11 protein-coding genes are annotated in these 13,640 nt (G+C 75.9%); 9 read left to right on the top strand and 2 right to left on the bottom strand.

Annotated features, from left to right (window positions below):
- The first annotated feature begins 146 nt into the window (after nt 1-146).
- Complete coding sequence (locus OO57_RS13365) at nt 147-566, top strand: (2Fe-2S) ferredoxin domain-containing protein (RefSeq protein ID WP_033252611.1); 420 nt, start codon at nt 147-149, stop codon at nt 564-566.
- Between the two features lie 73 nt (nt 567-639).
- Nucleotides 640-1,131, top strand: coding sequence for an RrF2 family transcriptional regulator (locus tag OO57_RS13370; protein WP_033252612.1), 492 nt, complete (start codon nt 640-642; stop codon nt 1,129-1,131).
- A gap of 21 nt (nt 1,132-1,152) precedes the next feature.
- Here the strand turns inward: OO57_RS13370 and OO57_RS13375 are convergent, their stop codons facing one another.
- Nucleotides 1,153-1,926: a hypothetical protein gene (locus OO57_RS13375; RefSeq protein WP_033252613.1), complete on the bottom strand. Its 774-nt coding sequence runs from the start codon at nt 1,924-1,926 to the stop codon at nt 1,153-1,155.
- Nucleotides 1,927-2,254: 328 nt separating this feature from the next.
- On the opposite strand from OO57_RS13375, the gene bioB reads away from it, so the two are divergent.
- The 7 genes from bioB to OO57_RS13410 all read left to right on the top strand — a co-directional run bounded on the left by bioB (nt 2,255) and on the right by OO57_RS13410 (nt 12,929).
- Complete coding sequence (bioB, locus tag OO57_RS13380; RefSeq protein ID WP_033252614.1) at nt 2,255-3,511, top strand: biotin synthase BioB; 1,257 nt, start codon at nt 2,255-2,257, stop codon at nt 3,509-3,511.
- Nucleotides 3,511-4,836 carry an adenosylmethionine--8-amino-7-oxononanoate transaminase gene (locus OO57_RS13385; protein WP_033252615.1) on the top strand — a complete coding sequence of 442 codons (1,326 nt, stop codon included), beginning with the start codon at nt 3,511-3,513 and terminating at the stop codon, nt 4,834-4,836. The genes bioB and OO57_RS13385 overlap by 1 nt, the downstream gene beginning before the upstream one ends.
- Nucleotides 4,837-5,044: 208 nt before the next feature.
- Nucleotides 5,045-5,773: a dethiobiotin synthase gene (gene bioD / locus OO57_RS13390; RefSeq protein ID WP_033252616.1), complete on the top strand. Its 729-nt coding sequence runs from the start codon at nt 5,045-5,047 to the stop codon at nt 5,771-5,773.
- The gene (locus OO57_RS13395) at nt 5,773-6,492 is read left to right on the top strand and encodes a hypothetical protein (protein WP_033252617.1); all 720 of its coding nucleotides are present in this window, start codon (nt 5,773-5,775) and stop codon (nt 6,490-6,492) included. The genes bioD and OO57_RS13395 overlap by 1 nt, the downstream gene beginning before the upstream one ends.
- Nucleotides 6,493-6,621: 129 nt before the next feature.
- Nucleotides 6,622-8,754 (top strand): vWA domain-containing protein, encoded by a 2,133-nt coding sequence (locus tag OO57_RS13400; protein ID WP_158715112.1) that lies wholly within the window; start codon nt 6,622-6,624, stop codon nt 8,752-8,754.
- 77 nt (nt 8,755-8,831) lie between these two features.
- The gene (ligA, locus tag OO57_RS13405; RefSeq protein ID WP_033252618.1) at nt 8,832-10,898 is read left to right on the top strand and encodes an NAD-dependent DNA ligase LigA; all 2,067 of its coding nucleotides are present in this window, start codon (nt 8,832-8,834) and stop codon (nt 10,896-10,898) included.
- Between the two features lie 186 nt (nt 10,899-11,084).
- Nucleotides 11,085-12,929, top strand: coding sequence for a hypothetical protein (locus tag OO57_RS13410; protein WP_051777474.1), 1,845 nt, complete (start codon nt 11,085-11,087; stop codon nt 12,927-12,929).
- A gap of 40 nt (nt 12,930-12,969) precedes the next feature.
- Here OO57_RS13410 and OO57_RS13415 read toward each other — a convergent pair whose 3' ends face one another.
- A complete protein-coding gene (locus OO57_RS13415) occupies nt 12,970-13,566 on the bottom strand; it encodes a TetR/AcrR family transcriptional regulator (protein ID WP_033252619.1) in 597 nt (198 codons plus the stop codon).
- Between the last annotated feature and the right edge of the window lie 74 nt (nt 13,567-13,640).

Here is a 13,640-nt window from a genome sequence, read left to right on the forward strand (position 1 = left end):
GGTAGGGTCACCGCCGTGACCACCATGATCGCACCGGGGGCCGCCGCGACGGCCGCACGCCCTGCCCGTGCCGCCCGTGCTGCCCGTGCCGCTGGCGCGGGAAGCGCCGCTGCCGTCGCTGCCGTCGCCGCCGCGGGGGCCGTCCGATGAGCCGCCGTTCCCGTACGAAGGCGGCCGAGGTGCCCGCGCAGGGCTCCGCGGCGGCCCGCTGCACCGTCTCGGTCTGCCGGGGCTGCTGCTGCGGCACGCCGAAGGTTCCGCGGCTCGACCACGCCGCGCAGCTCGCCGAGTTGCGTGCGGGCCTCGCGGAGGTGGCCACCGTCCGCCCGGTGCCGTGCCTGGACGCCTGCGAGCACGCCAACGTGGTCGTCGTCCAGCCCTCGGCGGAGGGTCGGCGGGCGGGCGGCCGGCCGGTGTGGCTGGGGCTGGTCAACGACCACGACGCCTCCGCCGACATCACCGCCTGGATCGCGGCGGGCGGCCCGGGCCTGGCCGAGATGCCCGCCATCCTCGACCTGTACGCCTTCTCCCCCTCCCGCCGCGTCCGGGAGCAACTGGACTCCTGAGGCCTCCCCGCCCCCTCCCTTGCCGGGGCGTCGTTTTGGCGCGGTCCGGTCCCGGATGGCTACCATCCCGAATATGCGGACGAGCGAAGGCGTGGAGTGGGGGCTGCACTGCTGCCTCACCCTGGTCTGGGTGGGCGGCGCGGAGCCGGTGCCCTCGGCCCGGCTGGCTGCGGTGTTCGAGCTGTCGCCGACGTACCTGAACAAGGTGCTGCAGCGGCTGACCCGGGCCGGGCTGCTGAGTTCCACCCCCGGGCCGCGCGGCGGGGTGCGGCTGGCCCGGGAACCGGAGCGGATCACCATGATGGACGTGGTCGCGGCCGTCGAGGGCCCGGACCCGCTGTTCGCCTGCGCCGAGATCCGGCAGCGCGGCGCGGGCGCGGAGGGTGCGGCGCCGCGCGAGTTCGCCCGGCCGTGCGGGGTCTCCACCGCGATGCGTCGGGCCGAGCTGGCCTGGCGCCGCGAGCTGTCCGACCAAAGCGTCGCCGACCTGGCGGCGGCCACCCCGGCCGCGTCGGTGGCCCGGATCCGCGCCAACTACGCCCGTCTGGCGGGCACTTCCGCCTGAACCTCCCCCGGGCCGGGGGCGCTACATCCACATGAACGGCATGCCCGCGACGGCCGCGGCGGACCGGTTGCTGAACGCCAGCACCTCCTGCACCTCACCCGCCTTGTCCGTCTTGCCCGTGTTGCCCGGGGCGTCGCCCGCCCGCTGGTCGAGGTAGCGCGAGACGGTCAGCGTGATGTGGTGGCCGACCAGTTCGACCCGGGTCGCCGACATCGGCTCGACGCCCTCGGCGGGGGCGAACAGCCCCTCCGGGTAGGTGAATTCGAAGGCCGCGGCCTTGTCCCGGACGGTCGGCAGGGCCTTGGCCGCGGCGCCCTCGTCGAGGAAGCGCAGCACCGTCACGCTGGAGATCACCGGCTGGTCGCCGCGGGTGAGCGCGACCCCGATCCAGCCCTGGCAGTCGAGGCCCGCCAGCACGTTGCGGGTCTTGTCGTTCTGCACCGCCGCGCAGTCCGCCCCCTCCCGGGAGCCCGAGCGGCGGGCCCGGTAGCCGTCGTACTCGTAGGCGCGCTGCGCGGGGAAGTACCGTTCCGCGACGAAGGACTGGGACTCCGTCAGCGGCTGCGCGGGGTGGCCCACCACGACCGCGGTGGTCTGGAGCTTGTCCCCGGAGGGCGTGCCCGTCGCGGTCTCCCCCTGGTGCGGTGAGGTCGCGACCACCCAGACCCCGCCGGCCGCGAGCACCGCGACGACGCTCCACAGCAGGGCCAGCCGCCGCCGCTCGCCGACCGCCCGGTGCCCGGTCGGCGGCTGCTCGTCGTCAGCGCGCGCGTGCGCTCCCCGCTGGATGGTCATGGCGCAGATTGTAAGCAGTTGATCGGACGGTCGTTCCTTCGGGTCGGATGCATGCGCACTTCGGACCACCCGCGCCCCCTTCGCCACCGCCCCCGCGCCCCCTCCGCCACCGCCCCCGCACCGCTTCCACGCCGCCCCGCACCGCCCCTGCACTGCCCCCGCTACGCTGTGTGACGCATCTCTCCCGCCCACCGGTGCTCGTACGACCGACCGATGGTCGGCAAAACAGCAGGTCGGGGCCGTGTTGTGACAACCGGCACAGCCTGCGGGCGATCTTCTGGCGGGTTCCCTCTGGCGGACGTCGGGGCGGCCCGGGCAGGATCGGGCCATGGACCTCCTCGACATCCTGACCGACAAGGGCCTTCGCCGGGAACCGCCCACCCGGGAGGAGGCGCTGGCCGTGCTGGCCACCACCGACGACCAGTTGCTGGACGTGGTCGCGGCCGCGGGCCGGGTGCGCCGGCAGTGGTTCGGCCGCCGGGTGAAGCTCAACTACCTGGTGAACCTGAAGAGCGGCCTGTGCCCGGAGGACTGCTCGTACTGCTCGCAGCGCCTCGGCTCGAAGGCGGAGATCCTCAAGTACACCTGGCTGAAGCCGGACCAGGCCGCCGAGGCCGCGGCGGCGGGCGTCGCGGGCGGGGCCAAGCGGGTCTGCCTGGTGGCGAGCGGGCGCGGCCCGACGGACCGCGACATCGACCGGGTCGCGGACACCATCGCGGCGATCAAGGACGCGGACGAGAACGTCGAGGTATGCGCCTGCCTGGGCCTGCTCTCCGACAACCAGGCCGAGCGGCTGAAGGCGGCCGGCGCGGACGCGTACAACCACAACCTGAACACCTCCGAGTCCACCTACGGCGACATCACCACCACCCACACCTACGCGGACCGGGTCGACACCGTCACCAAGGCGCACGGCGCGGGCCTGTCGGCCTGCTCGGGCCTGATCGCGGGCATGGGCGAGAGCGACGAGGACCTGGTCGACGTGGTGTTCGCGCTGCGCGGGCTGGACCCGGACTCGGTGCCGGTGAACTTCCTGATCCCTTTCGAGGGCACCCCGCTCGCCGAGGAGTGGAACCTCACCCCGCAGCGCTGCCTGCGGATCCTGGCGATGGTCCGATTCGTCTGCCCCGACATCGAGGTGCGGATCGCCGGTGGCCGCGAGGTGCACCTGCGCTCGATGCAGCCGCTGGGCCTGCACATCGCGAACTCGATCTTCCTCGGCGACTACCTGACCAGCGAGGGCCAGGCCGGGCAGGCCGACCTCGACATGATCAAGGACGCCGGCTTCGAGGTGGAGGGCGCCGAGCAGACCACCCTCCCCCGCCACCGCGTCCCCGCCGGTTCCGGCTGCGGCGGCCACCAGGAGGCGGAGGCCTGCGGGACGGGCGGCGGCTGCGGCACCGGCTGCGGCCCGTGCGGCGGCCACGGGGCGGAGGCAACCGCGGCGGGCGAAGCGGGCGGGGCCGCGAGCGGGGCCGTCGAGACCGCGGGCGCCGGAACCGCGGGCGCCGAGGACGAAGCGCGCACCGACCTGGTCCGGGTGCGCCGTCGCGGCGCCGGCACCGAACTGGCCCCGAACGCCTGATGGAGCGTCAGTACGCCGTGGACACCGCGCAGTTGATCGACCTGGACCGGGCGCACGTCTGGCACCCGTACGGTCCGATGCCGGGGACGGCCCGGCCCCTGGTGGTGGAGTCGGCCGCGGGCGTGCGCCTGCGGCTGGCCGAACCCGTGGGCGGGCACCGGGAGTTGGTCGACGGCATGTCGTCCTGGTGGGCGGCGGTCCACGGCTACCGGCACCCCGTGCTGGACGCCGCGGTGCGCACCCAGCTCGACTCGATGAGCCACGTCATGTTCGGCGGCCTGACCCACCGTCCGGCCGTCGAACTGGCGGTCAAGCTCGTCGAGTTGACGCCCGAGCCGCTGCAGCACGTGTTCCTCGCCGACTCCGGTTCGGTGTCGGTCGAGGTCGCGCTGAAGATGTGCCTGCAGTACTGGCGCTCGCTCGGCCGCCCCGAGAAGCACCGGGTGCTGACATGGCGCGGCGGCTACCACGGCGACACCTTCCACCCGATGTCGGTGTGCGACCCCGAGGGCGGGATGCACCACCTGTGGGGCGGCGTGCTGCCCCGGCAGCTGTTCGCCGCCGAACCGCCCGCCGGGTACGACGCCCCCGCCGACCCGGCGTACCTCGCGCACCTGGCCGGGCTGATCGAGCAGCACGCGGGCGAACTCGCCGCCGTGATCGTCGAACCGGTCGTCCAGGGCGCGGGCGGGATGCGCTTCCACAGCCCCGAATACCTGCGCGCACTAAGGGAGTTGTGCGACGCGCACGACGTGCTGCTGGTCTTCGACGAGATCGCCACCGGCTTCGGCCGTACCGGCGAGCTCTTCGCCGCCGACCACGCGGGCGTCTCCCCCGACGTGATGTGCCTGGGCAAGGCGCTGACCGGCGGCTACCTGACGCTGGCCGCGACGCTGTGCACCGGCCGGGTCGCCGAGGGCATCTCGCGCGGCGAGGTCCCGGTGCTGGCGCACGGCCCGACCTTCATGGGCAACCCGCTGGCCGCGGCCGTCGCCAACGCCTCGATCGACCTGCTGCTGCAACAGGACTGGCGCGGCGAGGTGAAGCGGATCGAGACCGGCCTGCGCACCGCGCTCGCCCCGTGCGCCGGACGGCCCGGGGTCGCGGACGTCCGGGTGCTGGGCGCGATCGGCGTGGTCCAGTTGGACGCACCCGTCGACATGGCCGCGGCGACCGCGGCCGCCACCGAACAGGGTGTGTGGCTGCGGCCGTTCCGCGACCTGATCTACACCATGCCGCCGTTCGTCACCGGGGACGAGGACCTCGCCGCGATCGGCCGGGCGGTCGCCGCCGCGGCCACCGCCTCGACCGCCGCCACCGGTTAGCCCCCTACCCCCGCCGCCCGGGAGCCCCGACGCCCCCACCAGCCCCACCAGCCAGCCCCGACACCTTGACGCCCCACCGGGCCACCGGGCCACCGGGCCACCGGGCCACCGGGCCACCGGGCCACCGGGCCACCGGGCCACCGGGCCACCGGGCCACCGGGCCACCGCCTCACCACCACCCCCCACCACCACCAGGAGCAGCCGCACCATGTCGCCCGTCCTCTTCGTCACCGGCACCGGCACCGAGGTCGGCAAGACGCTCACCACCGCCGCGGTCGCCGCGCTGTGCCCCGAGCCGGTCGCGGTGCTCAAGCCCGGCCAGACCGGGCTGGGGCCGGGCGAGCCGGGGGACGCGGACGAGGTCGCCCGGCTGGCCGGGCCGCTGGTGCGCCCGGTCGAACTGGCCCGCTACCCGGAGCCGCTCGCCCCGGAGACGGCGGCCCGCCGCGCCGGGCTGCCGCCGCTCGCCCCCGCGGACGTCGCCGAGGCCGTCGCCGCGCTCGCCGCCGAGCACCGCACCGTCCTGGTCGAGGGCGCGGGCGGGCTGCTGGTCCGCTACGACGAGCAGGGGCACACCCTCGCCGACTTCGCTCTCGCCTGCCGGCTCCTGGGCCTGGACGTCGAGTTCCTGCTCGTCGCGGCCGCCGGCCTGGGCACCCTGAACGCCACCGCGCTGACCGCCGAGGCCCTGCGCCAGCGCGGCCTGCCCCTGCGCGGCGTGGTCATCGGCAGCTGGCCCGCCGCCCCCGACCTCGCCACCCGCTGCAACCTCGCCGACCTCCCCACCGCTGCCGGAGCCCCCCTCCTCGGCGCCCTCCCCTCCGGCGCCGCCACCCACACCCCCGCCACCTTCCGCCCCTTCGCCGCCGCGTCCCTCGCCGCACCCCTGGGCGGCACCTGGAACGCCACCGCCTTCGCCGCCGCCCACCCGGCCTGATGGGCCCCTCCCCTGACGCTTCCCTCGCCCTGCGCACGGGCCTCCACTCCCCCGCGCAGGCCCTGGAGTTCGTCCGCTGGCTCGCCGCCGCCTGGACGGACCGCCCGCTGACCCCCGCCGACGGCTGCACCGAATCCGAACTCGCCGCTACCGAGGCCCGGTTGGGCTTCCCGCTGCCCACCGTCCTGCGCTCCGGCTACGCGCTGTTCGGCCGCCGGAACAACCTGACCCGCACCCAGGACCCGCTGCTTCCGCCGTCCGGGCTGTACGTCGACGAGGAGACGGGCGACGTGCTCGTCTTCCGCGAGGAGAACCAGGGGTGCGCGTCCTGGGGCGTCCTGCTGTCGGCCCCCGACCGGGACGACCCGCCGGTACTGGTGGACGCGGGCGACGGCTGGTTCCCCTTCCTGGAACGGACGTCACTGGCCTGGGTCGAACTCGTCCTCACCGAGTTCCTCCTCGGCTCCCCGCACTACGACGCCTGCGAACTCCCGTCCGCCCTGCTGCCCGCCCTGCACGCCCGGCACACCCGCCTCCCCCTCCCCGACCACCCGATGTGGGCGAGCCCCGCCGACTCCCCGATCCGCTGGTACGCCGCCCCCGGCCGCCTGCTCCGCCACGACGGCCCCGGCCCGCACTCCTGGCTGCACGCCACCGCCCGCACTCCGGCCGGCCTCGACGCGCTGCACGCCGACCTCCCCGCCCGCTGGGTCGGCTGAGCGCCCCCGTCCCCGCCCCGGCCCGTTCGCGCGTCCGCCCCGGTGACCTCTCTGCGTGGCGCCCGGGGTGCGCGGGCGGGGTAGGCATAGCGTCTGGGTGACCCCTGCGGTGCGACGAGAGGACCGACCATGCCACGGGCCACCACGAGGACTTCCGCTCTGGCCGTGCTGGCCGTGCTCGGCGCCGTGGGCGCGGCCCCGGCGGCCGTGCCCGCGCCCGGGGCGGGCGAGGCGGTGGTGACGGTGCGCACCGGCGGGGACCGGACGGGCGCGCAGTCCGTCGGCCCGCTGGCGGGCGTCCGGCTGGGGCTGTTCGCGGCGGCGGGGGACGCGGCGCCGGTCGACCCGGGGTGGGGCGTGTGCGTCTCGGACGCCGCCGGTGACTGCTCCTTCGCGGTCCCGGACACCGGCCCGGGCGGGGCGAACGCGGGTCGGGAACTGACGGTCCGGCAGTTGGACGGCGGGGTCCCGGCGGGCTGGTTCGCCAACCCGGTGCTGCGGACGGGGCCGGGCAGCGGCTCGGGCTCGGTCCGCTCCCCGTACGCGTTCCGCACCCCGGCGCTCGCCGCCGGGAACACGTACCGGTCGACCGCCGACTTCATGATCAGCGACGACTACAAGAACCTGCCGACCGCCTCCGGCGGGGTGTGGCAGAACTCGCGGAACAACCCGCCGCTGCCCGCCCGTTGCGGGCTGGACGTGGCCCTGGTGCTGGACCTGTCGGCCTCGGTCGGCGGCGAGCTGCCGTTCCTGAAGGCGGCCGCGGACCGCTTCACGGACGCGCTGACCGGCACGCCCTCCCGGCTGGCGGTGTTCTCCTTCGACCAGGCGTCCCCGGCGACCAGCGTGTCGGCGAACCACCCCGAGCTGCACCCGGTGTCGACCCCCGCGGGTGCGGCGGAGTTCAAGTCGCTGTACGCGGACTGGACGCTGGGCAAGGGCACCAACTGGGACACCGCACTGTGGTCGGTGGCGCAGGCCGCACCGGCGTACGACGCGGTGGTGGTGCTGACCGACGGCAACCCGACCCGGTTCGCCGACGACAAGCAGGGCGACGGCTCGAACACCCACTTCCGGGACGTGGAGAACGGCATCTTCTCCGCCAACTCGGTGAAGGCGAAGGGCAGTCGGCTGATCGCACTGGGCGTCGGCAAGGGCGTCGAGGGCGACTCGGGGCTGAACCTGCGGGCGCTCTCGGGGCCGACCGCGTACACCGAGGGCGGCGACCTGACGGCCGCCGACTACTTCCAGACCAAGGACTTCGCCACCGCCGGGCAGCAGTTGCACGACCTGGCGCTGACGCACTGCGACAACAGCGTGACGGTGGTCAAGCAGCTCGTCCCGGCCGGCACGACGGGTGAGGACACCACGGGTGCGGTGAACGCCCCGGCGGGCTGGACGTTCACCGCGACCGGCCGGACGCCGGGGGTCGGCGGGCTGCCGGAGGAGCTCACCACGACGGACGACGGGACGGGGTCGGTGGTCTTCCAGCCGGAGCTGGGCGAGCTGCCGTCCGCGGCCCTGGACATCAGCGAACTCCAGCACGAGGGCTACGAGTTGGTCACCAAGGGCGGCAGGAACGCGGTCTGCGTGAACCTCGACACCGGGCAGCCGGTGGAGGTCTCGGACACCGGCTCGGCCGACCGCCCCGGGTTCGCCCTGGACCTGCCCCGGCTGGCCGCGGTCAGCTGCACGGTCTACAACCGCCCGGTCGCGGCGGCCGACCTGGCGGTGGACAAGACCTGGCGGATCGACGGCACCACCCACCCGGAGGGCAGCCAGCCCGCCGGGTTCACCGCCACCGCCTCGCTGACCGGCCCGTCCGGCGCCGCCGCCTCGCCGCAGCCGTGGGGCGTCGCGCGCACCGGCTACCGGGTCGGCGACCGGGCCACTGTCGACGAGCAGGTCCAACTGGCCGACCCGGCCTGCCGGTTGACCGACCGGCGGATCACCTCCCTGAACGGCGCCCCCGTCGACCTGCCGCTGGGCAGCGCACTCGCGCTCGACTCCGCGCACACCCGGGCCGAGGTCACCAACACCGTCGAGTGCGACCACCGCACCCCGTCGCCGTCCCCCTCGCCGTCCCCCGCCCCGCCGACCCACCCCGGCGGCGGGCACCTCGCGGCCACCGGAGGCGGGGGCGCCGCGGCGCTGCTCCCGGCCGCCGGGGCGACCGTCCTCGCGGGCCTCGCCCTGCTGGCCGCCCGCGCCCGACTGGTCCGGTCGGTCCGGTCGGTCCGGCGGCACCGCGACGGCACCTGACCGGGCTGCCGACGGCCGGTCGGAAACGGCCGGTCGGGAACGGTCGGTTGTCAGTGCCGGACGGAAGGATAACGGTCATGAACAACGCCGCTCCGCTCTCCTCCGGCGACTACGCCGACGCTGTTGCCACTGCCACGCGGGCCGCCGCCGCCTACTACGCGGACGGGACGACGACGCTCGGGGACGACGAGTACGACGCGCTGGTGCGGGCGATCGCCGCGTACGAGCAGGCGCATCCGGAGGAGATGTCGGAGCAGTCGCCGACCGGGAAGGTCGCGGGTGGCGCCGCGGAGGGGGACGTGCCGCACTCGGTGCCGATGCTGTCGTTGGACAACGTGTTCTCGGGGGAGGAACTCGCGGACTGGGCGGCCTCGTTGGAGCGGCGGCTGGGCCGGGCCCCGGCCGGGTGGTGCGTGGAGCCGAAGCTGGACGGGCTGGCGGTCGCGGCCCGGTACGAGGCGGGTGCGCTGCGGCAGGTGCTGACGCGCGGCAACGGCCTCGCGGGGGAGGACATCACGCACACCGCGGGCGACGTACTGGGCCTGCCGGCCGTCCTGGCCGAGCCGGTCGACGTCGAGCTGCGCGGCGAAGTCCTGTTGACGCACGCCCAGTTCGAGCTGGCGAACGAGATCCGCACGGCGCACGGCGCGGTGCCGTTCGCCAATCCGCGCAACGGCGCGGCGGGCACGCTGCGGGCCAAGGACCGGCCGTACCGGATCGAGTTGACGTTCTTCGCGTACGACGCGGTGGGCCTGGGCGGGGCGGACGGAGCGCTGGCGCACAGCGCGCTGCTGGAGCGGCTCGCGGCGCTCGGGGCGAACACCGCGGCGGCGACGGCGGCCGCGCCGCAGCGCTGCGAGAGCGTGGCGGAGGTGCAGCGGCGGGTCGAGGAGATCGCCGGGATGCGGGCCGCGCTGCCGTTCGGCATCGACGGCGTGGTGGTGAAGGCGGACGACGCGGCCGACCAGGCGCAGGCCGGTTCCGGTTCGCGGGCGCCGCGCTGGGCGGTGGCCCGCAAGCTCGCCGCCGAGCACAAGGTGACCAGGCTGCTGGCGGTGGAGTGGGCGGTGGGCCGGACGGGCGTCATCGCGCCGCGCGCCGTGCTGGAGCCGGTGGTGATCGACGGCGTGACGGTGTCGTTCGCGACGCTGCACAACCCGGCCGACATCGAGCGCCGCGGCCTGATGCTGGGCGACCGGGTGTTCGTCTACCGCGCGGGGGACGTGATCCCGCGGGTGGAGGCGCCGCTGGTGGAGGAGCGCACCGGCGCGGAGCAGCCGATCGTCTTCCCCTCGGCCTGCCCGCGCTGCGGGGAGGCGATCGACACCGGCGAGCAGCGCTGGCGCTGCGTGCGGGGCCGCAACTGCCAGGCGGTGGCGTCGATCATCTACGCGGCGGGCCGCGACCAGCTGGACATCGAGGGCCTGGGCTCGACCCGGGCGGTGCAGCTGGTGGAGGCCGGGCTGGTCCGCGACCTGGCGGACGTGTTCACCCTGACCCGCGAGCAGTTGCTCTCGCTGGAGCGGATGGGCGCCACCAGCACGGACAACCTGCTCGCCGCCGTCGAGACCGCCCGCAGCCGCCCGCTCAACCGGGTGCTGTGCGCGCTGGGCGTGCGCGGCACGGGCCGCAGCATGTCGCGCCGGATCGCCGCGCACTTCGGCTCGATGGCCGCGATCCGGGCGGCGGACGCCGAGACCCTGGCCGCCGTCGAGGGCATCGGCCCGGAGAAGGCCCGCCTGGTCGTCTCCGAACTCGCCGAACTCACCGACCTGTTGGACCGCCTGGCCGCCCTCGGCGTCGGCACCCAGGTCACCGCTCCCACTGCCCCCGCCCCCGTCCCCACCGCGGAACCCGCCGAGGGCGCGGAGCCCCCCGCCGGCGGCCCACTGACCGGCGAGGCGGTCGTGGTGACGGGCAGCATGAGCGGCCCGCTGGCGGCGCTGTCCCGCAACGAGATGAACGAACTGATCGAACGCGCCGGAGGCAAGGCGTCCTCCTCGGTCTCCAAGCGCACCACCCTCCTGGTCGCGGGCGAGAAGGCCGGCTCCAAGCGCGCCAAGGCCGAGGAGCTGGGCATCCGCGTCCTCGACCCCGAGCAGTTCGCCGCCCTGCTCGCCGACCACCTCCCCGTGGCGGCCTGAGCCAGGGAGGCTGACGGCGCGTCGACGCCCGGGCCTAGACTTCGGGACGGCTTCGGCGGGCGGGTGGCGCACGCTGCTCCCGGACCCGGGCACCGTGCCGGGGGCCGGAGTTGCGGAGGAGCACCCGCCGCCGCCCGTCCCCCGTTCCCCGCTCCAAGACCGTCCTCGTACCGGAGAGCTCTCGACGTGACCGACCTCAGCCCCGCGACCACCACCGCCCACCGCCGCTACCAGCCCCATCCGTACGTGGGCGGGCGGGCGGTGGCGCTGCGCGCCCTGGCGGCCTGGCGCGCGGGGGGCGCCGACGCGCCCCGCACGGTGCTGCTGACGGGCGGTTCCGGCAGCGGCCGGTCCCGGTTGCTGACCGGGTTCCTGCTGCTGTGCGAGCCGTCCGAGCGGGAGCGGTTCGACCTGGACGCGCTGGACCCGGCCACCGTGCCGCCGGGCGGGCTGCCCGCGCCGCCGGTGTTCGACGCCGCCGGGCGGACGGCCCTCCAGCTGCGCTGGCTGGTGGCGGACCACTTCGCGCCCGGCGCCGTCCGGGCCGACGAGCTGGCCGGGCGGCTGGCCGGGATCGGGTCGCCCGAGCGGCCGGTGGCGGTCGTGGTCGCGGACAGCGACCGGGCGGGGGCGCTGGCCGGGCTCGGCGAGCCCGCGCTGGTCGCCGAGCAGGTGCTGCGGCCGCTGGCGCTCGCCCCCGGGGTCCGGCTGCTGGCGGACGTGGACCGGGCCGAGGCGCAGTGGCTGGCCGGGCAGCTGCCCGGCGACCAGCTGCTGGTGGTCGACCTGGACCGGGAGCCGTGGCGGGACGAGGAGGGGCTGCGGCTGCAGGCCGAGTACTCCCTGCCGGACCCGGACGGCGCCGCGCAGCTGGCCCGGACGGCGGACGGTCCGCTGGTGGTCCGGCTGGCCGCCTGGTCGTCGCGCAGCAGGCCGGACGGGCCGACGCCGATGCCCCGCACCGTCGGTGACGCGCTCGACCTGCAGGCCGAGCTGCACGGCGCGGACGAGCTGACGCTGCGCCGGCTGCTCGCCCCGCTGGCCCTGGCCGGGCCCGGCGAGCCGCTGCCGTTGGAGCTCTGGGCCCCGCTGGCCTCGGCGGTCGCGGGCAAGGACCTCGGCCCGGCGCTGGCGGCCGGGCAGCACCTGCTGCTGCCGTTCTTCGACCTGGCCTCGGCCGAGGGGCGGCCCCCGGCCGTCCGGATCGTGCACCCGGCGCTGGCCGCCGAGCTGCGCGAACGCTTCAGCGGCACCGCCCAGGAGGTGCACCGCCGCCTGGCCGCCGCCCTGCGGGCCACCCTGGACGGGGAGGAGGGCCCCCGGCGGTGGGCGCGGGCCGCGCCGTACGTCCGGGAGCAGCTGGTCGGCCACGCGCTGGAGGGCGGGGTGCTGCCGGAGCTGATGGCGGACCCGGGGTTCCTGGTGCACGCCGAGCAGGTCCGGCTGCGGGCCGCCGCCGAGCACCTGGTCGCGGCCGGTGCGGAGCTGCCGCCGCTGGGCCGGACGTGGCTGCGGCTGGCGACGCTGTTCGTCCGCCAGCAGTTGGACCCGCAGCAGCGGGCCGCCCTGCTGGAGCACGGCGCCCGCCAGGACGGCCTGTCCGTGGCGGAGTTCGGCGTCGAGCTGCCGTGGCGCACGCTCTGGGCCCGGCCGCTGGCGGGGGTGCGCGGGGTCACGGCGGCGGTCGGCCCGGCGGGCGAGAGCCTGCTGGTGGCCTACCGGCCGGGCGGTGAGCCGGAGTTGGCGGCGTACGACGTGCTGACCGGCGAACCGGCGGTGTGCGACACCGACCGGCTGGCCCGTCCCACCGAGGAGCAGCGCGCCGCCACCCCGCTGGGCATCAGCACCGGCGCCGACTACCTGCGGCTGTGGACGCGGGGCGGGGACGGGCAGCCGAGCGAGCAGGTCGCGGTGTTCGTCTCCGGCGCCCCGCTGGGCGGCACCGACCTGACCCCGGACGGCCTGCTGCTGCTGGCCGACGCCCTGGGCGTCGCGGTGCTGCGCCCGTCCGCGCTTCCCGTCCGGCCGTAGGCCCCCTTCCCGTCCGGCCGTAGGTCCCGCTGGTGGCCCGTCAGTGCGCGGTGGTGGCGTCCTCGCCCGCGAGCAGGCGGGTCACCAGGGTGTCGACGAGGTGGGTGCGCTGTTCGGGGGTGTGCAGGTCGGGGAGGGTGAGCTGTTCGAGGGTCAGCCAGTTGAGGGCGAGGATCAGCAGCTGGGCGGTGGTGGCGTCACCGGGCAGGCCGGAGGCGAGGTGGTAGTCGGTGTTGAAGCGGAGGTCGGCGTCGACCCGGCGGGTGAGGACGGCGCGGAGTTCGGGGCGGCGCAGGGCGGCGAGGCGCAGTTCGAGCAGGGCGAGGAAGCCGGTGGGGTAGGCGGCGACGCGGTCGAGGACCTCGTGCACGAGGGCGGCGAGCCGGGCGGCGTCGCGGGGGCCCTCGAGGCCCCGGGCGAGGGTGTCGGCGCCGGGGTCGAGGCGTTCGTAGACGCGGTCGGCGCACTGGGCGAGCAGGGCGTCCCGGTTGGCGAAGTAGTTGGAGGCGGTGCCGGCGGGGACGGCGGCGCGCTGGTCGACGGCGCGGAAGGTGAGGCCGCGGGCGCCCTCCTCGGCCAGGACTTCGAGGGCGGCGTCGAGCAGGGCCGTCCGGCGTTCGGGATTGCTGCGTGCCATCGCTTGTGACCACTCCAGTCGTAGTGCTACGGTCTTACCACTCCGGCCAGAGTACTACGGACGGAGTCCCGTTC

Source organism: Kitasatospora phosalacinea (genome assembly GCF_000717185.1).
GTDB classification, from domain to species: Bacteria; Actinomycetota; Actinomycetes; order Streptomycetales; family Streptomycetaceae; genus Kitasatospora; species Kitasatospora phosalacinea_A.